The sequence below is a fragment of the Meiothermus luteus genome, from assembly GCF_003574085.1.
In the GTDB taxonomy this organism is placed as follows: Bacteria; Deinococcota; Deinococci; order Deinococcales; family Thermaceae; genus Meiothermus; species Meiothermus luteus.
Map to the genome: position 1 here is coordinate 1 of NZ_QWKZ01000022.1, position 19,378 is coordinate 19,378.

22 protein-coding genes are annotated in these 19,378 nt (G+C 64.2%); 11 read left to right on the forward strand and 11 right to left on the reverse strand.

The window, feature by feature from the left end; genetic code table 11:
- Both Mlute_RS04810 and Mlute_RS04815 read left to right on the forward strand, forming a co-directional pair.
- A partial coding sequence (locus Mlute_RS04810; protein WP_119359613.1) for a HesA/MoeB/ThiF family protein occupies nucleotides 1-685 on the forward strand: 685 nt, incomplete at its 5' end.
- A gap of 47 nt (nucleotides 686-732) precedes the next feature.
- Nucleotides 733-1,875, forward strand: coding sequence for a citrate synthase/methylcitrate synthase (locus tag Mlute_RS04815; protein WP_119359614.1), 1,143 nt, complete (start codon nucleotides 733-735; stop codon nucleotides 1,873-1,875).
- A gap of 56 nt (nucleotides 1,876-1,931) precedes the next feature.
- Here Mlute_RS04815 and Mlute_RS04820 read toward each other — a convergent pair whose 3' ends face one another.
- Both Mlute_RS04820 and Mlute_RS04825 read right to left on the reverse strand, forming a co-directional pair.
- Nucleotides 1,932-2,369, reverse strand: a complete 438-nt coding sequence (locus Mlute_RS04820) for a DUF420 domain-containing protein (RefSeq protein WP_119359615.1) — start codon at nucleotides 2,367-2,369, stop codon at nucleotides 1,932-1,934.
- A gap of 71 nt (nucleotides 2,370-2,440) precedes the next feature.
- Nucleotides 2,441-2,752: a hypothetical protein gene (locus Mlute_RS04825; RefSeq protein WP_119359616.1), complete on the reverse strand. Its 312-nt coding sequence runs from the start codon at nucleotides 2,750-2,752 to the stop codon at nucleotides 2,441-2,443.
- 63 nt (nucleotides 2,753-2,815) lie between these two features.
- Between Mlute_RS04825 and Mlute_RS04830 the strand changes: the two genes are divergently transcribed.
- A complete protein-coding gene (locus tag Mlute_RS04830; protein ID WP_119359617.1) occupies nucleotides 2,816-3,145 on the forward strand; it encodes a tRNA-binding protein in 330 nt (109 codons plus the stop codon).
- A gap of 46 nt (nucleotides 3,146-3,191) precedes the next feature.
- Here the strand turns inward: Mlute_RS04830 and Mlute_RS16430 are convergent, their stop codons facing one another.
- Nucleotides 3,192-3,317 (reverse strand): hypothetical protein, encoded by a 126-nt coding sequence (locus tag Mlute_RS16430; protein WP_281270832.1) that lies wholly within the window; start codon nucleotides 3,315-3,317, stop codon nucleotides 3,192-3,194.
- 9 nt (nucleotides 3,318-3,326) lie between these two features.
- Nucleotides 3,327-3,986 (reverse strand): GGDEF domain-containing protein, encoded by a 660-nt coding sequence (locus Mlute_RS04835; RefSeq protein ID WP_119359618.1) that lies wholly within the window; start codon nucleotides 3,984-3,986, stop codon nucleotides 3,327-3,329.
- A 190-nt stretch (nucleotides 3,987-4,176) separates the two neighbouring features.
- Between Mlute_RS04835 and Mlute_RS04840 the strand changes: the two genes are divergently transcribed.
- The 3 genes from Mlute_RS04840 to Mlute_RS04850 all read left to right on the forward strand — a co-directional run bounded on the left by Mlute_RS04840 (nucleotide 4,177) and on the right by Mlute_RS04850 (nucleotide 6,339).
- Nucleotides 4,177-5,226: an Mrp/NBP35 family ATP-binding protein gene (locus Mlute_RS04840; RefSeq protein WP_119359619.1), complete on the forward strand. Its 1,050-nt coding sequence runs from the start codon at nucleotides 4,177-4,179 to the stop codon at nucleotides 5,224-5,226.
- 7 nt (nucleotides 5,227-5,233) lie between these two features.
- A complete protein-coding gene (locus Mlute_RS04845; protein ID WP_119359620.1) occupies nucleotides 5,234-5,854 on the forward strand; it encodes a helix-turn-helix transcriptional regulator in 621 nt (206 codons plus the stop codon).
- A gap of 113 nt (nucleotides 5,855-5,967) precedes the next feature.
- Nucleotides 5,968-6,339 carry a Fur family transcriptional regulator gene (locus Mlute_RS04850; RefSeq protein WP_119359621.1) on the forward strand — a complete coding sequence of 124 codons (372 nt, stop codon included), beginning with the start codon at nucleotides 5,968-5,970 and terminating at the stop codon, nucleotides 6,337-6,339.
- Here the strand turns inward: Mlute_RS04850 and Mlute_RS04855 are convergent.
- A complete protein-coding gene (locus Mlute_RS04855; protein WP_119359622.1) occupies nucleotides 6,336-6,815 on the reverse strand; it encodes a TlpA family protein disulfide reductase in 480 nt (159 codons plus the stop codon). The two genes, Mlute_RS04850 and Mlute_RS04855, sit on opposite strands and share 4 nt — an antisense overlap.
- 64 nt (nucleotides 6,816-6,879) lie before the next feature.
- Between Mlute_RS04855 and Mlute_RS04860 the strand changes: the two genes are divergently transcribed.
- A complete protein-coding gene (locus Mlute_RS04860; protein WP_119359623.1) occupies nucleotides 6,880-7,836 on the forward strand; it encodes a nitrilase-related carbon-nitrogen hydrolase in 957 nt (318 codons plus the stop codon).
- Here the strand turns inward: Mlute_RS04860 and trmFO are convergent.
- Nucleotides 7,833-9,155 carry a methylenetetrahydrofolate--tRNA-(uracil(54)-C(5))-methyltransferase (FADH(2)-oxidizing) TrmFO gene (trmFO, locus tag Mlute_RS04865; RefSeq protein WP_119359624.1) on the reverse strand — a complete coding sequence of 441 codons (1,323 nt, stop codon included), beginning with the start codon at nucleotides 9,153-9,155 and terminating at the stop codon, nucleotides 7,833-7,835. The genes Mlute_RS04860 and trmFO overlap by 4 nt on opposite strands.
- Before the next feature lie 119 nt (nucleotides 9,156-9,274).
- Here trmFO and Mlute_RS04870 point away from each other — a divergent pair, with 119 nt between their 5' ends.
- Nucleotides 9,275-9,751 (forward strand): SRPBCC family protein, encoded by a 477-nt coding sequence (locus Mlute_RS04870; protein WP_119359625.1) that lies wholly within the window; start codon nucleotides 9,275-9,277, stop codon nucleotides 9,749-9,751.
- Between the two features lies 1 nt (nucleotide 9,752).
- Here the strand turns inward: Mlute_RS04870 and clpX are convergent, their stop codons facing one another.
- Nucleotides 9,753-10,949: an ATP-dependent Clp protease ATP-binding subunit ClpX gene (clpX, locus tag Mlute_RS04875; protein WP_119359626.1), complete on the reverse strand. Its 1,197-nt coding sequence runs from the start codon at nucleotides 10,947-10,949 to the stop codon at nucleotides 9,753-9,755.
- Nucleotides 10,936-11,523 carry an ATP-dependent Clp protease proteolytic subunit gene (locus Mlute_RS04880; protein ID WP_119359627.1) on the reverse strand — a complete coding sequence of 196 codons (588 nt, stop codon included), beginning with the start codon at nucleotides 11,521-11,523 and terminating at the stop codon, nucleotides 10,936-10,938. The genes clpX and Mlute_RS04880 overlap by 14 nt, the downstream gene beginning before the upstream one ends.
- A 310-nt stretch (nucleotides 11,524-11,833) precedes the next feature.
- Here Mlute_RS04880 and nikB point away from each other — a divergent pair, with 310 nt between their 5' ends.
- The 3 genes from nikB to Mlute_RS04895 are packed head-to-tail and all read left to right on the forward strand — an operon-like array spanning nucleotide 11,834 to nucleotide 15,214.
- Entirely contained in the window at nucleotides 11,834-12,784 is a 951-nt protein-coding gene (nikB, locus tag Mlute_RS04885; RefSeq protein WP_119359644.1) for a nickel ABC transporter permease, read from the forward strand.
- 25 nt (nucleotides 12,785-12,809) lie between these two features.
- Complete coding sequence (locus tag Mlute_RS04890; RefSeq protein WP_119359628.1) at nucleotides 12,810-13,667, forward strand: ABC transporter permease; 858 nt, start codon at nucleotides 12,810-12,812, stop codon at nucleotides 13,665-13,667.
- Nucleotides 13,668-13,696: 29 nt separating this feature from the next.
- Nucleotides 13,697-15,214 carry an ABC transporter substrate-binding protein gene (locus Mlute_RS04895; protein WP_119359629.1) on the forward strand — a complete coding sequence of 506 codons (1,518 nt, stop codon included), beginning with the start codon at nucleotides 13,697-13,699 and terminating at the stop codon, nucleotides 15,212-15,214.
- A 48-nt stretch (nucleotides 15,215-15,262) separates the two neighbouring features.
- On the opposite strand, the gene Mlute_RS04900 is transcribed toward Mlute_RS04895, so the two are convergent.
- The 3 genes from Mlute_RS04900 to trpD are packed head-to-tail and all read right to left on the reverse strand — an operon-like array spanning nucleotide 15,263 to nucleotide 19,355.
- Nucleotides 15,263-17,200 (reverse strand): DNA topoisomerase subunit B, encoded by a 1,938-nt coding sequence (locus Mlute_RS04900; RefSeq protein WP_119359630.1) that lies wholly within the window; start codon nucleotides 17,198-17,200, stop codon nucleotides 15,263-15,265.
- A 26-nt stretch (nucleotides 17,201-17,226) separates the two neighbouring features.
- Entirely contained in the window at nucleotides 17,227-18,357 is a 1,131-nt protein-coding gene (locus Mlute_RS04905) for a lipid-A-disaccharide synthase-related protein (protein WP_119359631.1), read from the reverse strand.
- Complete coding sequence (trpD, locus tag Mlute_RS04910; protein ID WP_119359632.1) at nucleotides 18,354-19,355, reverse strand: anthranilate phosphoribosyltransferase; 1,002 nt, start codon at nucleotides 19,353-19,355, stop codon at nucleotides 18,354-18,356. The genes Mlute_RS04905 and trpD overlap by 4 nt, the downstream gene beginning before the upstream one ends.
- Between the last annotated feature and the right edge of the window lie 23 nt (nucleotides 19,356-19,378).

The window sequence follows — 19,378 nt, forward strand, 5'->3', positions numbered from 1 at the left end:
GCTGGGGGCTCCGGTGCTGCTGTACCTGGCCGCCGCTGGGGTGGGCCGGCTGGGAATTGTGGAGATGGACCGGGTTGACCTCTCCAACCTGCAGCGCCAGGTCCTGTTTGACACCCCTTCCATCGGCACGCTCAAGGCCGAGGCGGCCAAAGCCCGCCTGCAAAGCCTGAACCCCCATGTAAAGGTGGAGGTCTACCCGACCAAGCTCAGCGCGGCAAACGCCCTGGAAATCCTCGAGCCTTACCCTTTGGTCGTTGACTGCAGCGACAACTTCCCCACCCGCTACCTGGTCAACGACGCCTGCGTGCTCCTGGACAAACCCCTGGTCTACGGGGCCATCCATCAGTTTGAAGGGCAGCTCTCGGTCTTCCACCACCAAGGTGGCCCCTGCTACCGCTGCTTGTTCCCCAGCCCTCCCCCAGCCGGTACCGTGCCCTCCTGTGCCGAGGCGGGGGTCTTCGGGGTGTTGCCCGGGGTGGTCGGAAGCCTGATGGCCGCTGAAGCCATCAAGATACTGCTGGGCCTGGGGACCCTTCTTTCGGGAAAGCTGCTGCTCTACGAGGCCCTGGAACCCCGGTTCCGCATCCTGCGGCTGGCCCGCAAGGCCGACTGCCCGGTATGCGGCGAAAACCCGAGTGTAACTACACTGCAAGACTACGAACTTCTCTGCGGGGTTTCGGTGTAAAAATCGCATTAGACTACACCGATACAGGGTGTAGTAAAGAGGGATCTATGGCAGCGACAACAGCAATCGCGAGGGGACTGGAAGACGTCATCTTCACCGAGAGTAGCCTGTGCTTCATTGACGGGGAGCAGGGGAGGCTCTACTACGCGGGCTACAAAATTCAAGACCTGGCCGAACACTCCACCTTTGAAGAGGTCACCTACCTACTGCTGCACGGGCGACTACCCAGCAAAGCCGAGCTGAAGGCCTTCAGCGCCAAGCTGGCCTCCCTGCGGGCCCTGCCGCCTTCGGTTATCAAGCAAATCAAGCAGTTCCCCAGGAACGCCCACCCCATGTCCATGCTGCGCACCGCGGTGAGCGAGCTGGGAATGGTGGACGAGACCGAGGCCGACGTATCGCCCGAGGCCCTCTACGAGAAGTCGCTCTCGCTCATCGCCAAGTTCGCTACCATCGTGGCCGCCACCAAGCGCCACCGCGAAGGACAGAAGATTCTAGCCCCGCGCAAGGGCCTCTCCCACGCGGCCAACTTCCTCTACATGTCCAACGGCCGGGTACCCAGCAAGGAAGAGACCAAGCTGATGGACGTGGCCCTGATCCTGCAAGCCGAACACGGCTTCAACGCTTCCACCTTCACCGCCATCGCCACCTACTCCACCCAGACCGACATCTACAGCGCCATTGTGGCCGCAGTGGGCGCCCTCAAGGGGCCGCGCCACGGCGGAGCCAACGAAGCGGTGATGAAGATGATCGCCGAGATTGGGGCCCCCGAGAACGTCTCGAGCTGGCTGGCCGAACTGCAGGCCAAAAAAGGCCGGGTCATGGGAATGGGCCACCGGGTCTACAAGTCCTACGACCCCAGGGCCGGGGTGCTAGACAAGTACGCTGCCCTGGTCGCGGCCAAGCACGGGCACAGCAAGGAGTACGCCATCCTGAAGGAGCTCGAGCGGCAGGCCGGGGCCATCTACAACCCCAAGGGCATCTACCCCAACGTGGACTTCTACTCCGGGGTGGTCTACTCCGACCTAGGGTACTCCCTCGAGTTCTTCACCCCCATCTTCGCCGTGGCCCGCATCTCTGGCTGGTGCGCCCACATTCTGGAGTACACCAAAACCGACAATCGGCTGCTGCGGCCCGACTCCCACTACACTGGTAAGCTAGACCTGCCCTACATACCCCTGTCCAAGCGGTAGGTCCGAACAAGACCCCGTGCCCGCCCCTGAGGGGCGGGCCTTTTGGGTGAGCCCCTTCAAAAACCGATGCCCCCGGCTGCCTCCCCGTAGCGCTTCAGCACCAGGTCAATCACCCAGCCCGTTACCGCCACATACAGCCAGACCGGCACCGTCCAGCGGGCCCAGGCCTTGTGCACCGCGAAGCGTTGCTTGAAGGCGTTGTACAGGAGCCAAATCACCAAAGGGCCGTTGAGTGCGGCCAGCACAGTGTGGCTGATGAGCAAGGCGTAGTAGGCCACGCGCCACTCCTCCGGACCCGCGTAGCGGGTGGTGCCGTATAAGCCCCACTTGAGCAGATAGAAGACCAAAAAGAGCGCCGCCAGCACGGTCGCCATCAGCATGACCCGGGGGTGCCAGACCCGGTCGCCGCGGCGGATGAGGATGACCCCCACCACCACCGCCAAGCCTGAGAGGCCGATCAAGGCAGCAGCGATATCTCCAAGCAACTCTCCCATCGTGTGCGCTTCCCCTCAGCACCGCAGCATCCCGCGGCGACCCCAAAATACCCAATCCTTCCTCGGGACATTTATCCCGGGGTTACACCCGCGAGCTCCTGGCCCAACCGCTCGGCCAAGCGGCGCACCCGCTCCTCCCGCGAGGTACGGGCATAGCTATAGCCCAGCATAAAGGCCCGCTCGGCCTCCTGTCGGCGGCCCCGCTGGCCCTCGAGCTGGGCCAGGCGCAAGTAGGCCAAGGCCATCATCCCGTCGCGCTCCTTGGAAGGGCGCACCGCCTCCAGCAGGCCCACTGCCTCCTTGAGGGAGGCCACCGCCTCCTGTGGGGGCAGCTCGCGCGCTTTGCGGATTAGGAGGGCCGCTTGGTCGAGCAGGCGTTGCACAACCTAGAGTATACGAAGCCCACGGGGATTGACGGAAGGCAGCCAAAAGGAAAGACTCTCCTCATGACGCCCTACGAGGCCTTCCAGCTGCTCGAGCTGCGCGTCGGCCGCATTCAAAAAGCCGAGCTACACCTAAAAGCCCGCAAGCCCTCCTACTGCCTTTGGATAGACCTCGGCCCCCTGGGCGTGAAGCAAAGCAGCGCCCAAATCACCGACCTCTACACCCCCCAGGACCTGGTGGGGCGGCTGGTTATCTGCGCGACCAACCTGGGGGAGCGCAACATCGCCGGGTTCCGGTCCGAGGTGCTGGTGCTGGGCCTGCCGGACGAGGCCGGTCGGGTGGTGCTGCTCTCGGCTGAGCGGGAGGTGCCGCTGGGGGGCCGGGTCTTCTGAGGACCGGAAACCTCGCCCCTCGAGCTGGCCCTAGAGGCAAACCCTCTTAGGAACTCACAGCCACCTCCACCACCAGCCAGCCCAGGAAGAAAAGCGCTGCGAGAAGCGCCAAGCGGTGCCGGAGGGAAAAAGCCCCCTTGCCCCTGAAAAACCCAGGCACGCGGTTTTGCACGGTTTCTCCTTAGTAGTAAAACCCAGGGAAGGTCTGGTTGCCTCCCGAGGCAACCGCTTCCGCTAAAAAGCGCCGGGCCCGCTCAGCCACCGCTTCAGAAGAGGGCTCGTCCTCGCGGCTGGCCAAGCCCAGGCTCAAGGTCAGCCGAAGATCGGGGTGCAGGGTCTGCCAGGGGTACTTGAGCACTGCGACCCGGAGCCGCTCACACACCCCAAAGGCTCGGTCGCCGCTTATGCCCCGTAGAATCAACGCCAGCTCACCCTCCCCCACCCGGGCCGCGGCGTCCGAAGCCCGCAGGGCCCTGCGTACGAGCTGGCCAACCCGGCGCAGGGCCTCCTCAGCGACCTGCGGGCCCAACCGCTGGGCCACCCCCGGCAGGCTGTCCAGTTCCACCCAGACCAAGCTGAACACCTCACCGCTCTGATGGACCTGGGCCAAAGCTTCTTCAAAAGCCCCTCTGTTCAAAAGCCCGGTCAGGGGGTCGGCTTGCAACGAAGCACCGCGGGCCCGCAAAAGGGCCTCGTTGCGGACTTGAAGCAGCTCAAGAGCCTTCCCTAAGTCCGACCGCAGGGCCTCTAGGTGGGGAATGGGCTGCTCGAGCTCCTCCCTCATACGCTTTAGAAGCTCCATCAGCCTAAGGTCCTCGTCCCGCAAGGTTTCCACCGCCATAGCTAAAGCATAGAAGACCCGCTCACCAGGGGCTGTGCTGTATGAACATAACCTAAAAAGCGGGAAAGCCCCACCGAGGGCCGAGGGGGCTCCACCATCCAGCGGATTGACAAAGCCGAACGTGGCCTTTCTGCCAATGTGAGCCTAACCTCCTTCAAAAAGGCTTTTTTGGGGGTAACTTGAAAAAGAGATGAGTTCGCTTACCGAGGCCTTGGTGCTGGAGGCCCTCAAAACCGTTCAAGACCCCGAGCTGCACAAAGACCTGGTTTCGCTGGGCATGGTGGAGCAGGTGAGCGTGCAAGGCAACCGGGTGGCGATTCGCATCAACCTAACCACCCCCGCCTGCCCCCTCAAAGAACGCATCGCCGAGGATGTGCGCTCCGCCCTAAAGCCCCTTGGGGCCACCGAAATTGAGGTGCACTTCGGCGCCCAGGTCCGCGGGCCGCAAAACCCACCCCTACCCGGCATCAAGCACATCGTGGCGGTGGCCTCGGGTAAAGGCGGGGTGGGCAAGAGCACGGTGGCGGCCAACCTGGCGGTGGCCCTGGCCCAGGAAGGCGCCCGGGTGGGCCTCCTTGACGCCGACATTTACGGCCCCAGCCAGGCCCAGATGTTCGGCCTCCAGGGCGAGAAGTTAAGAGTAGACGAGCAGAAGCGGATGGTGCCCCTCGAGCGCCACGGCGTGAAGCTCGTCAGCATGGCCAACATCGTCCCCCCAGGGCAGGCCATGGTCTGGCGGGGGCCCATCCTGCACGGGGCCATTCGTCAGTTCTTGCAAGAGGTGGCTTGGGGGGAGCTGGACTACCTGGTGGTGGACCTACCCCCCGGCACCGGGGATGTGCAGCTCTCCTTGTCCCAGCTTACCCGGCTTTCGGGGGGGGTCATCGTCACCACCCCCCAGGAGGTGGCCTGCATAGACGCCGAACGGGCCTTGGACATGTTCCGGCGAACACAAGTAGAGGTACTTGGGATCGTGGAGAACATGTCCTTTTTCGAGCAAAACGGCCAGAGAACCTACATCTTCGGGCAGGGCGGGGGCCGCCGGATGGCCGAGCGGCACAAGACCGCCTTCCTAGGGGAGATACCGCTGGCCCCCTCGGTACGGGAGGCAGGGGACGGAGGGATTCCGGTGGTGGCGGGCCAGCCCAGCTCCGCCGAGGCCGAGGCCTTCCGCCAGGTCGCCCGCAACCTGGCTGGGCGCCTCTCGGTGCAGACCCAGATGCTTCTGCCCATGGCCTAAGGAACGTATGGCCTTTGGTCTTGGTGAAACCAAGCTGCGCATCCTCGAGACCCTTAGGACCCGCTCGAGCTGCGCGGGTTCGCTGGCCGAGTCCCTGGGCATCTCCCGAGTAGCGGTGCACCGGCACCTAGAGGACCTGGAGCGCGAAGGGCTGGTGCGGGCGCGAATTGAAAAACCCGAGGGCCGGGGCCGCCCCAAACAAGTCTACGAGGCGGTGGACGAACAGGCCCCCTACGCCCGTATGTGCGCCGATGTGCTCACCCACATAAAGGAACTCTTCGGGGCTGGGGTGGTGCTGGAGGTGTTGTCCCAGCGCAACGAAAAGCTCCTCCAGGAGCTGGCCCCACACCTAGAGGGGCTGAGCTTGGAGCAGAAAATCTACCGCCTGGCTGAGTTTCTCACCGAGCGCGGCTACCAAGCGCACTTCTACCACGAAAACGGAGCTTGGTACCTAGAGCAGGGCCGCTGCCCCAAGCTGGCCCTCTCTTTAGAGCACGCCGAACTCTGCGAGGCGGAGCTTTTGATGTACCAAAAGCTGCTGGGTGCCCCTATCCTCCGTGAGGAGCGCATTGCCGCCGGGGGCAAATGCTGCCGGTACCGCATCGCTCCCCAGGAAGAGAAGCCTTAAAGACCCGCATCCTCCCCTCTGGAAAATCCGCTAAGCGAAGGCCGTTGTTTTTCCTCGAACATAATGATAAATCATTTTCATTTGATCAAGGCCGGCTCTGCTATCCTGAAAACATGGAACGCTCCACCCGGCAGCGGCAGGCCATCCGTGAGGTGATGGCAGAGCTAGACCGGCCCCTCTCCCCGGCAGAGGTCCTCGAGGCGGCCCGCCGCAAGGTGCCCAGCCTAGGCATCGCCACGGTCTACCGCACGCTCAAGGGGCTGGTGGAGGAGGGCAGCGCCGTGACGGTTGAACTTCCCGGGCAGGCCCCGCGCTACGAGCTATCTGGGAAGAAGCACCACCACCACTTCCACTGCACCCGCTGCGGCAAGGTGTTTGAGCTGGAAGGCTGTCCCGGCGACTTCTCCTTTATGCTCCCCAACGGCTTCCAAGCCGATCGGCATGAAATCGTGCTCTACGGGCGCTGCACGGAGTGCAGCCTCTAAAACCCCTCGAGCAGCGAGGCCAGCTCCGCCTCCCTTACCTCACCGACATGCCGCCGCATCAAGCGCCCCTGGGCGTTGTAAAAAAGCGTCACCGGTAGGCCCTGCAGGCGCAGGGGTTCGCTCAGGAGGGCCTGGGGGTCCAAAAGCAGGTTGGGAATCCGAATCCCCAGCTCGGCCTCAAAGGCCTCCACTGCCACCAGGCCATCGCTGACGTTGAGGAAGACGAAGTTAAGCTGCGGATGGGCTTGGGCAGCCCGCAACAGCAAAGGCATCTCCCGCCGGCACGGTGCGCACCAGGTGGCCCAGGCGTTGAGCACCACCGGCTTGCCCAAAAACGCCCGCAACTCAACCTTTTGCCCTTCGCGGTTCTGAACCCAAGCCGAAGGTAGGACTTCCTGGGGGGGGCTTCCCGGGCGCAGCAAGACCAGCGCAACCAAGAGCCCCACGAAAACCGCCCACCAAACCCGGCTCCGCATCGCCCTTCAGTCTAGGCTACCCCCAGGGAGGACACCAGGATACCGCTCACGGTATGGTAGGGACATGCGGGTACACCTGGTGGCGGTGCAAGCAACCCTGCGGCGGGAACCCTACACCCAGCCCGAGGCTTTCCAAAAATACGTCATGGAGCTTACCCAGCGGGCCACCCAAGGCCTCCCCGAGGGCGAGGCCCGGTTGGTGGCCTTCCCCGAGGCCTTCGGCCTGCCGCTGCTGTTCTGGCTGGAAACCCCCCTCGAGGTCCAGCAGGCCCCCACCACCCTTCAGGCCGTACTCAGGCTGCTGCGGGCCAACTGGTCCACCGCCCTGAGGCTCGGCGGGCTATGCCCAGCGGTTTTCTACCACCTGCGGGCACCACGGGTCTGGCCAATTTACCAACAGGCCTTCGCCGAAGCGGCCCGGGCCTTCCAGACCTACATCGTGGCGGGCAGCCTGTTCAGCCCCCTGATGGACTTTGAACCGGCTCGGGGGCTGCACCCCCAGGGCCCCCAAGCCTACAACCTCTCACTCTTCTTCTCCCCCAAAGGCCGCTTGCTGGGCAGAATCCCCAAGATGCGCCTCACCCCCCACGAACGAAGGGCCTTCCTGAGCCCAGGCCCTCCCGGGCGGCAGGTTCTGGAAACCAGCCTAGGCCGTATAGCTGTCCTCATCTGCCTGGACGCCTTCCACGAAGACCTGGTCGAGCAGGCCGACGCCGCCGGAGCCTGGCTGGTGGTGCAGCCCTCCGCCAATCCGGCCCGTTGGGAAGGCCCCTGGAGCGGTGACCCCAGCCAGTTAGAAGGAGAGATCTGGCTGCGCGAGGGCCTGGCGGGGAAGCTCCTAGACCGGGAGAACCTGCGCTACGGGCTCAACCCCATGCTCAACGGCGACCTCTACGAGCTTCACTTTGAGGGAAGAAGCGGAGTCTACCAGGCCGGTGGCCCACTGGCCCTGGCCGAACACCCCCTGGGCGAGGCCCTCGTGCGGGCCACGGTTGAGGTGGAGCTGGGGCGGAGCCACTAGCCCACGAAGGCCTCAAAGGGGGCTAGGGCCCCCTCCAGCCAGACCCTAAAGGCCTCCAAGCCCCGCCGGTACATCCGGGCCCGCCGCTCGGCTTTTTTCCCACCCTCCAAAGGGGGCACCAGGCCCCAGTTGGCGTTCATGGGCTGGAAGTTTTCGGGGTTGGCGTGGGCCAAGTAGCGCACCAGCCCCCCCAGCATGCTCTCCTCTGGGGGCACCGTGGGGGAAAGGCCCAAGGCCAGCCGGGCAGCGTTGAGTCCAGCTAGGAAGCCGGTGGCGGCAGACTCCAAATACCCCTCCACCCCCACCAGCACCCCGGCCACCAATAGGCGCGGATGCTGGCGGAACTGCAGGGTGGGCGCCACAAGGCGCGGGGCGCAGAGGTAGGTATTTCGGTGCATCACCCCATAGCGCACGATCTCGGCCTTTTCCAAACCCGGTATACTCTGCACCACCAGCTTTTGGTCCCCCCACTTGAGCCCGGTCTGGAAGCCCACCAGGCTCCACATCCGCCCCTGAGGGTCTTCCGCTCGAAGCTGGACCACCGCGTAGGGCTCCTTTCCGGTGCGGGGGTCGGGTAGGCCTACCGGCTTCATGGGGCCAAAACGGGGGGTATCGTAGCCCCGCCGGGCCAGCTCCTCTATGGGCATGCAGCCCTCAAAGAACTCCAGCCGCTCCCAGTCGTGGGGGGTGTGCCGGCGAGCCTGGGTGAGCACCTCATAGAAGCGGCGGTACTCCTCCTCGGTCAGCGGGCAGTTCAGGTAGTCGGCGCTCTGCCCATAGCGGCCTGCCCGGTAGACCACCTCGTGGTTGATGCTCTCCCCCAAGACCACCGGGGCTGCGGCGTCGTAGAAGCTCAGGAAGTGCGGCCCCAATAGCTCCTGTAGGCGCTGGGCCAGGGCCTCTGCGGTGAGGGGGCCGGTGGCCAGGACCACCACCCCCTCCTCGGGCAGGGCAACCACCTCCTGGCGCAATACCTTTACCTTGGGGTGCCGCTCCAGGGCCTGGGTGATCTCGGAGGAAAACTCCTCCCGTTCTACTGCCAGCGCCCCACCCGCGGGCACCCGGTGCCGGTCTGCGGCCCACAAGACGAGGGAACCCGCCGAGCGCATCTCAGCCTGCAAAAGCCCCTTGGCGTTGGTCTCCCCTTCCCCGCCCAGGCTGTTGGAGCAGACCAGCTCGGCAAACTCCCCGGTGCGGTGGGCCGGCGTCATGCGCGAAGGCCGCATCTCGTAAAGCCGCACCTCCAGGCCCAACCGGGCCAGGGTATAAGCCGCCTCAGACCCGGCCAGGCCCGCCCCGATAACGTGCACCGTCTTCATCCCACCCAGTGTAATTCAGGCTTCAACCAAAGCCTATACCCCTATGGCAAAATCAGCGTACCGTCAAGCTGCCTTTCTCTGTGCCTTTGCGGCGCGCTGTGGGTCTTTGGGGAGGTCGCATGTTCAGGGAGGAGCTCGAGCTCAACATCCAAGCCCCAAGAGAAGCGGTCTGGGCGGCTTTCCAAGACTTTTCAAGCTGGCCTTCCTGGGCCAAGGCCATCCGCAAGGTAGAGCGGCTGGAAAAGGGTTGGCGCTTCGTGGCCCACGGTCAGCCCCCAGTGGACCTGGTCTGGGCAGCTGAGGCCACCGTGCGGCAGCCTCCGGAGTACCTGGCCTTCGCCAGCATCCCCGGGGAGGCCCACAACCTCGAGCTACACGGCCACATCCGGCTTAGCGAGCGGCCCGATGGCTCAACCCACATGGAGGTTCTGGTAGAGGGCAAACCCCATTACCACAGCCGAGTTCTGGACAAGATCGCCGACCTGTACGCGATGGTCTTTGGAGAGCCCAACAAGCTCCTAAAGGTCACCTTTGAGCAGTTCAAGGCCCACCTGGAGGAAGCCCACCGTCGGCGGCCCTCCTTAGTGCGGGAGTAGCTCAGGAGGCCTGGCGCAACCGAGCGTCCTCCAGGGCCGCCAAGGGCCTGTCCAGGTGTGGCAGGTCAAAGATCAGCTCCCTCACACCCGAACCAGGAAGCTCAAACATCAGGTCCACCATGGCCCTCTCAATGATGGATCGCAACCCCCGGGCCCCGGTTCCACGCTTTAGGGCCCGCCGGGCAATCTCCCGCAGGGCCGCCGGGGTAAAGTGCAGCTCCACCCCTTCCATGCGCAAAAGCTCCTGATACTGGCGCACCAGGGCATTTTTAGGCTCGGTCAGGATACGCACCAGGGCCTCCTCGTCTAGAGGCTCGAGCTGCACGATTACCGGCATCCGGCCCACGAACTCTGGGATAAGCCCAAAGCGCACCAGGTCTTCAGGGATAACCTCAGGCTTCTCCTCGGTCTTTTTGGGGCGGGTAAACCCAATGGGGTGCTGGTCCACCCGCGAGAGCACGATGCGCTCCAGGCCCTCAAAAGCCCCCCCTAGGATGAAGAGGATGTTCCGGGTGTTGACCTGGATGAACTCCTGGTGGGGGTGCTTGCGCCCCCCCTGGGGGGGCACGTTGGCGATGGTGCCCTCCACGATCTTCAGAAGGGCCTGCTGCACCCCTTCCCCGGAAACATCCCGGGTGAGACTGGGGTTCTCCGACTTGCGGGCTATCTTGTCAATCTCGTCAATGTAGATGATCCCCTTCTCCGCAGCCTGCACATCAAAGTCAGCGGCCTGCAACAGGCGCAGAATGACGTTTTCCACGTCTTCCCCCACATAGCCGGCCTCTGTCAGGGTGGTTGCGTCGGCAATGGCGAAGGGCACATCCAGCATCCGGGCCAGGGTCTCGGCCAGTAGGGTCTTCCCGGTGCCGGTAGGGCCTATGAGGAGCACGTTGGACTTCTGCACCTCTGCCTCGGGGTGCAAAAGGCGCTTGTAGTGGTTGTAGACCGCGACCGAAAGGGTCCTCTTAGCCAGCTCCTGGCCCACCACATACTGGTCTAGGAAAGCTTTTATCTCGGCCGGCTTGGGCAGGTGGCGGGGGCCTTTGTAGGTGGATTTGGACTCAGCCTTGAGCAAGGAGTGGGCCCGCTCCACGCACTCGTCGCAGATGTAGGCCTCCCCCATTGGGGACTCCACCAGATGGGCCACCTCAGGGTACCTGCGGCCACAAAAGCTGCAAACGGGCTTACTGCGCTTCACGGCTCACCACCTGGTCTACGATACCGTACTGGGCCGCCTCCTCGGCGGAAAGGTAGTAATCGCGTTCGGTATCCCGCTCCACCTTCTCCAAGGGCTGGTGGGTATGGCGGGCCAGAATCTCGTTGAGCACCTTGCGGGTCTTCAGGATTTGCTCGGCCTGGATGGCGATGTCGGTGGCCTGGCCACCCAGCCCGCGGGCCCAGGGTTGGTGGATCATGACCCGCGAGTGCGGCAAGGCGTAGCGTTTTCCCGGGGCCCCCGCAGCCAGCAAAACCGCCCCCATGGAGGCCGCCAGCCCCACACAAATGGTGGATACCGGTGGAACCACAAACTGCATGGTGTCGTAAATGGCCAGCCCAGCGTCCACATCCCCCCCCGGGCAGTTGATGTACATGCGAATCTCCTGGTTGGGGTTTTGCGCTGCTAGGAAGAGAATCTGGGCCACCACAGTGTTGGCCACCTGGGCATCAATGGGGCTTCCCAGAAAGATGATGCGGTCCTTTAGAAGGCGGCTGTAGATGTCGTACACCCGCTCACCGCGGGCGGTCTGCTCTATGACGTAGGGGACCACCATACCGGCCTTATTCTATGCCCCCGCCCGGCTTCAAGGGAGGGTTGGCGCACATACTCCAGGCTTTGGAGTGACCCAACTTGCCAGCCCGTTACTCGGGGTCATACTCCAGCAAGCGGCCTACTTTCAGGACCCAAGCGGGGCTCTAAAGCCCCTCGCCTTTGCCCTGGTGCCCAAAACCGACCCCTGCGCCGAGGCCAGCCTGGCCGTGGAAATGTCCAGCCACATCGCCGCGGAACCCGCCCAAAGCCACACACCCCCCACCCCCCTCGGAGGAGGCCGCCCGCAAGCGATATACTCGGGCTACCTCGCCATGGCTGGCTACATTCTCCAACGCCTTCTCGCAGCTATTCCCACCTTGCTCGGGGTAGCCCTCATCACCTTCCTGCTCATGCGGGCCGTGCCGGGGGATGTGGTCACGAGCCTGGTGGGCCTCGAGGCCAACGTTTCCCCTGAGCGCATGGCCGAGCTGCGGCGCCTGTTCGGGCTCGACCTGCCCCTGCACGTGCAGTTCGGGCAGTGGCTGGGGGCTGTCTTGCAGGGCGATTTTGGCAGCAGCCTGCGCACCGGGCGCGAGGTGGCCCAAGACCTGGCTCTGCGCTTTCCGGTCACGCTGCAGCTCACCCTTATGGGCCTCTTCACCGCTCTCCTGATTGCGGTACCGCTGGGGGTGCTGGCAGCCCTCCGGCGGGGGGGCTTTGTGGACTACCTCGCCTCGTTCTTGGCCATCCTGGGTCTATCGGTGCCAGGATTCTTCCTGGCCTTGCTGCTCATCCTACTCTTCGCCCTGGGGCTGGGCTGGCTGCCCCCGGCAGGTTTCGTACCCCTGGCCGAAAACCCCGCTCAAAACCTCCGGCATATGGTTCTGCCGGCCCTCTCGCTGGGCCTGATTCTGGCCGGAGCCGTCACCCGCATTCTGCGCAGCTCGATGCTCGAGGTGCTCTCGCGCGATTACATCCGCACTGCCCGGGCCAAGGGGCTCTCGGAGCGGGTGGTGATCTTCCGCCACGCCCTGCGCAACGCTCTGATTCCGGTGGTCACCGTCATCGGCATCCAGTTCGGCTCACTGCTGGGTGGGGCAGTCATCATTGAGCAGGTCTTCAGCCTACCGGGGGTGGGGCGCTTTGCCCTCGAGGGCATCAACCTGCGCGACTACCCGGTGGTGCAAGGCACGGTGCTTTTCGTGGCAGCAGCAGCGGTGCTGGTCAATCTCCTTGTGGACCTCCTCTACTCGCTCATAGACCCCAGGATTCGCTACGAGTAACCCCCTAGTGAGGACACCTGCTGCCATGAGCCCTTCTGCACCTACCCTTTGGCCCCCTCTTCTCAAAGCCCTTCTGCGCAACCGCTCGGCCCTCATCGGTGGCCTCATCACCTTGATTGTGGTCTTAGGGGCGCTGCTGGCCCCCCTGATCGCCCCCTGGGACCCCCTCCGGTTTGGGGGGTCAAACCGGCTCTCAGGCCCCTCCCCAGAGCACTGGCTGGGCACCGATCAGTACGGGCGCGACTTGTTCTCGAGGGTGCTCTACGGGGCCCGCTTCTCGCTCTCGGTAGCAGCAGTCTCGGTACTGGCCGGGCTTCTGGTCGGTGGAACCCTGGGCCTCTTGGCCGGGTATTTTCGGGGCTGGCTTGACCTCACCATCTCCCGCCTGGCCGACATCCTTATCGCCTACCCCGCCATCCTCCTGGCCATCGCCTTTCTGGCCTTCCTGGGGGGTGGCTTCACCAACCTGGTCTTGGCCATCTCGGTGGTGTTTGTGGGGCCCTTTATCCGGGTGGCCCGGGCCGCGGCCCTCATGGTGCGGGAGGAGCCCTACGTGGAGGCCGCCCAGGCCATGGGGGCCAGCCACACCCGCATCATCCTCCGCACCATCCTCCCCAATGCGGCAGCCCCTCTGATTGTGGAGGCCACCCTACGCTTCGCCTATGCTGTGCTGGCTGAGGCCGCTCTCTCCTTCCTAGGGCTTGGCGTCCAACCGCCCTTCCCGGCCTTGGGCTCCATGGTCTCGGAAGGCCGGGCTTTTCTCTCCCTCTCGCCCTGGGGCTCGCTGGTACCGGGGTGCGCCATCGTGCTGATGGTGCTGGGTTTTAACCTCCTAGGCGACGGACTACGGGACGCGTTGGACCCCAGGCTGCGCAGGCTGTAACGCCTTATAATCATTGCAAAGGAGGAAAAATGAAAAGGCTTTTGGTCCTGCTGGCTCTGGTCCTGGCCGCGCCTGCCCTGGCGCAGAAGTACGGCGGTGTGCTAAGGGCCGGTATGCAGACCGACCCGGTGGGCCTTGACCCCCACACCACCAACGCCACCGCCAGCCGCAACGTGCTGGAAAACATCTACGACACCCTGGTCATGCTCGACAGCAAAGGCCGCATCGTACCTGGGCTGGCCCAGTCCTGGTCGGTCTCGCCCGACGGCCTGACCTGGACCTTCCGCCTGCGGCCCGGCGTCACCTTCCACAACGGCGACCCCCTCAAGGCCTCGGACGTGGCTTTCTCCATCAACCGCATCAAAGACCCCGCCACCAAAAGCCCCCGGGCCAACGACTTCGCCCTGGTGCGCTCGGTCACCGCGCCCAACGACAGCACCGTGGTCATCCAGCTCTCCCAACCTTTCTCACCCCTCTTAGCCAAGCTGGCCTTCAGCACCAACGTGGTGGTCTCGGAGAAGGTGGCCAGGGAAAACAACAACGACCTCAATAAGGCCATCGTTGGCACTGGCCCCTTCCGCTTTGTGGAGTACATCCCCCAGACCCGGCTGGTGGTGCGCAAGTGGGATAAATACTGGCAAAAGGACAACCAAGGCCGTCCGCTGCCCTACCTAGACGGAATCACCTACACCTTCTACCCCGATCCCGCAGCCCGCTCCACCGCGCTAAGGGCTGGGGCGGTGGACTGGATAGAATACGTGACCGCCGCCGACGTGCGCCCGCTCAAGGCCGAGCGCAACCTGGTGGTGGTGGGAGGCCCCTCGGCCAACTTCCGGGCCCTCTATTTCAACACCACCCGCGAGCCCTACAACAACCCCAAGGTGCGCCAGGCCATCGCCTACGCCATTGACAAAAAATCCATCGTAGACCTGGCCCTCTTCGGCACCGGGGGTATTGTGGCCCGGGGCACCACCATCCCCTCGGGGGTCTACGCCTACACCCAAAGCCCCTACAACACCCGCGATGTGACCAAGGCCAAGCAGCTCCTGGCGGAAGCGGGCTTCCCCAACGGCTTCACCATGAACCTCTACGTCACCTCCACCTACGACTTCCTGCGCACCCCCGCCGACGTAATTCGCGACAACCTGGCCGAGGTAGGCATCCGGGTGAACATCCAGGCTGAGGACTGGAACGTCTACCTGCCCAAAGCCCTGCGCAGCGAGTTTGATGTGACCCTCTTAGGCACCTCGGGCCAGACCGACCCCGACGACTACCTCTTCAACACCTTCCACCCCTCCTCGGCCCTGAACCTCTCCAAGTACAAAAACGACCGCGTGACCCAGCTTCTGGAGCAAGGACGGCGGATCTCGAGCCAAGCGGAACGCCAGCGTATCTACATGCAGGTGCAGGAGATCGTACTCCAGGACTGCCCCATGGTCTTCCTATTCCACTCGGCCCAGTACGAGGCCATGCACCGCCGGGTGCAGGGCTTCTTGCACTTCCCCAACACCAGCTACCTGGCCTTCCGCTACACCTGGTTGCAGTAGCCCGACGAAGTGGAAAATTCCAGGGGGCCTACCGGCCCCCTGGGTTGCTCACACGTCCAGCTGGGCAAACCGAGCATTCTCCTCTATGAACTCGCGCCGGGGCTGCACATCGGTGCCCATCAGCTCGTCAAAAATTTGGGCGGCATAGGCAGCATCCCGCATATCCACCTTCTTGAGCACCCGCCGGGCGGGGTCCATGGTGGTCTCCCAGAGCTGCTCGGCGTTCATCTCACCCAAGCCCTTGAAGCGCTGTATTTCGTAGGGCTTGTCCCCGATCTCAGCCAGCGCCTTCCGCAGGGCTTCGTCGTCGTAAAGGTAGCGCACCTCCTTGCCCTTGCCCACCCTTAGGGCGTAAAGCGGCGGCTGGGCGATGTAGAGGTGGCCGTGCTCAATGATGGGGCGCATGTAGCGGTAGAAGAAGGTCAGGAGCAGGGTGCGGATGTGGGAGCCGTCCACGTCGGCGTCGGTCATGATGATAATCTTGTGGTAGCGGAGGTCCTCCAGGTTGAAGTGGGCCTCCTCGCCATCTTTGCCCCCAATCCCCGCGCCAATCGCGGCCACCATGGCTCGCAGCTCAGCGTTCTTCAGAGCTTTGTTCAAGCCGGCTTTTTCCACGTTTAGAATCTTTCCGCGCAGGGGCAGGATGGCCTGGAAGCGGCGGTCGCGCCCGCTCTTGGCGCTACCCCCCGCCGAGTCTCCCTCCACGATGAAAAGCTCACTCTCGGCAGGGTCCTCAGACTGGCAATCGGCCAGCTTACCCGGAAGGTCGTCGGACTCCAGCGGGTTGGCCCGACGCACCAGCTCGCGGGCCTTCCGGGCCGCCTCCCGGGCCTGGGCAGCCCGCTGGGCTTTCTCGTAGATGAGCCGGGCGATGCGGGGGTTCTCCTCCAAGAACTCGGAGAACTTTTCGTAGACCACCCGGCTCACCGCGGTCCCCGCCTCAGGGTTCAGGAGCTTGCCCTTGGTCTGGCCCTCAAACTGGGGCTGGGGAATTTTGACTGAAACCACACAGGAGAGCCCCTCGAGCAGGTCCTCCCCACTGGGCTCAATGTCCTTTTCCCTAAGCAAGCCGGCCCTCCGAGCGTAGGCATTGAGGGCCCGGGTGTAGGCATTGCGAAAGCCCGAAACATGGGTGCCTCCATCCACGGTGGGAATCATGTTGGCAAAGCTGGAGAGGATGGGGGTGTAGCCCTTGGTGTGCACCAAGCCCACCTCCACGCTCACCGCGTCCACCTGGCCCTGCAACAAAACCGGTTTGTCGTAAAGCAGCTCCTCCCCACCGGCCTGATACCGAGCGAACGAGCCCACCCCTCCCTTATCAAAAAAGACCTCCTCCTTTTGGTGAAGCTCATCCTTGAAGACCAGCCTAAGCCCAGCTACCAGGAAGGAGACCTCCCTCAAGCGCACCCGCAGGCGGCTGGCCTCAAACCGCTGGTCCGGACCGAATATCTGTGGGTCAGGCCGGAAGGTTACCCGGGTGCCCCGCTTGCCCTTGGGGGCCGGCCCCACCACCCGCAGGGGCTGGGTCACCTCACCCCGGCTGAACTCAATGCGGTAGTGCTGCCCTCCGCGAAAGACCTCTACCACGGTAAACTCGGACAGCGCGTTGACCACGCTGGCCCCCACTCCGTGCAGCCCCCCGGAGACCTTGTAGGCCCCCTCCTCAAACTTGCCCCCGGCGTGCAGCACAGTGTAAATCACCTCTACAGCCGGTTTTTGCTCTTCGGGCATGAGGTCCACCGGAATCCCCCGCCCGTTGTCCTCCACCGTGAGGGAGCCGTCGGGGTGTAGGGTGGTGATGATCTCGGTGGCAAAGCCCGCTAAGGCCTCGTCCACCGCGTTGTCCAGGATTTCTTTGAAGAGGTGGTGGTAGCCATCGGCCTGTGTACCCCCGATGTACATGGCCGGGCGGTGGCGCACCCCTTCCAGACCCTTTAGAACTTTAATTGCGGAGGCGTCGTAGTTGGCAGCAATATCAGCGCTCACCTGAACAGTATAGCATATTTCGCTATTTACATAAGAAAGCGGTGCATGTCCAGGGCTATACGTTGGGCTGCCCCCGGCTCGCCCATAGCGGCTCTTCCATCCAATCGGGCCTGGGCCTGCAATTCGGGGGAAAGCAAAAACCGCCGCACCCCCTGGGCGATGGCGGGGGGGCTAGCCTCCACCAGGAGCAAAGCCGCTCCTAGCATGCGTTTTTGCCCTTCGGCGAAGGCCCGGGTGTACTGAGGCCCCGAGGTGGGAAAGCCCACCAAGGGTACCCCATAGCCAGCCGCTTGCTCCGCTGCGGTGCCGCTGGTGGAGAGGGCCACCTTTGCGCCGAGCAGAACCGATTTCAAAAGCCCCCGGGTCAGGTAGGCGGTGGTTCCGTCAGGGTGGCAAAGCCGATGGGTTATCCCCTCCTCCCGCCCGGTGGCCTCAAGGCGCCAGCCCGAAAGGGAAAGCGGCTCAAGCGGCAGCCCCGCCCAGGCAACGACGGGTTTGAGCCCCAGGTCTCCCAGAAGGCGGGCTGCCTCCAGCATCTTGGGCAGGCTTTCGTAGGCGTCCTGGCGAGAACCCGGAAGGAGCAGTAGATAGGGAGGAGAGGGCTCGAGGCTCCCCTCCCCCAGCGCGTCCAACATAGGGTTGCCCAGCCACACCGCCTGGCCTACCCCACGGGCCCTGAGCCAGGCCTCCCCCTCTGGCTCGCGGGGATACACCCGCACCGCCCGCTTCATCAGGAGCCGCTCGGTAACGCTATAGGGTCGGCCCCAAGCCCGCAAGGAAGAGCGGCACTGCACCAGGAATAGAGGGGAATTCCCCAAAAGCCCCCCCACGAGCAGGGCGTAGACGTCCCCCACCACCAAGGTGGCCAAGGCCCGACAGGCCACCCACCGCACCGCCCGGTAGTGGTCCAGGCTCATGGAGAGCCATCCAGCCTTCAAATCGGCCCAGATGGCCTTTGGGCTTTGCAGGGCAAATCCCCCTGAGGGCATCTCCCTCCTAGGCCCCCAAACAGCAAAACCAGCCTCCTGGTAGGCCAGGCCCCGGCCCACCAGGGGCACCGCCTCAACCCCGTAACCCAAGGCCGCCAGGGCCTTTCCCAAGGCCACCCCGATGATGTCCTCACCGTGCCCGTTGGAGACGACCAGTATGGGTCTCATGCGTTGGTAAAGCGCACCAGCCGCTCCAAAAGCACCAGCCCCGCTCCCTCGTCCAGCAAACCCTGGGCCAGCCTCACCCCCTCGGCCAGGCTGTCCACCTTGCCGGCCAAGTAAAAGGCCGCCCCGGCGTTGAGGGCCACCGCATCCCGCTTAGGGCCCCGCTCCTTTCCCCCTAGGATGGCTCGAGCGGTCTCGGCGTTCTCCTGGGGCGTACCTCCCCGGATGGCCTCGTAAGGGGCGCCAGCCAGGCCCACCTCCTCAGGGCGCAGGGTATAGGTGCGCACCTCCCCATCGCGAAGCTCGGCCACCTGGTTCACCCCCAGCACCAGCTCGTCCACCCCCTCCCCATGGACCACCATGGCCCGCTCGGAGCCCAGCCGGCCCAGCACCTGGGCAAAGGTAAGGAGCAAGGAGGGGCTGTGCACCCCCACCAGGTTCAAAGTGGCAAAGGCAGGGTTGGTCAGCGGCCCCAGGAGGTTGAAGACCGTGCGCACCCCCAGCTCAGCCCGCACCGGCGCCACGTAGCGCATGGCGGGGTGGTGGTTTCGGGCGAAAAGGAAGCCCAGCCCTAGGGTCTCAATGGACTCGGCCACCCTTTGGGGCGGCAAGTCTATCCTCACCCCTAAGGCCTCGAGCAGATCAAAGGAGCCCGAACGCGAGGAAGCCGCCCGGTTGCCGTGCTTGGCCACCGGAACCCCTCCCGCCGCCACCACGAAGCAGGTGGTGGTAGAGATGTTAAAAGCGTCCGGGGCTACCCCTCCGGTGCCCACAATGTCCATAACCGGCCGGCGCTGGGTCTCTACCCGCACCGCTGCCTCGCGCATGCCGGCAGCAAACCCCGCTATCTCCTCCGGGGTTTCTCCCCGGGTCCGCAGGGCCATAAGCACCCCGGCGGTCTGCACAGGGGTAAGGTCGCCGGCCATAATCCGCCGCATCAGGGCCTGCGCCTCAGCCTGGGACAACGGCTCAGCCAGAAGGGCTTTCTTCAGTTCGTCCACGCTACCTCCATTGGACCTCCACC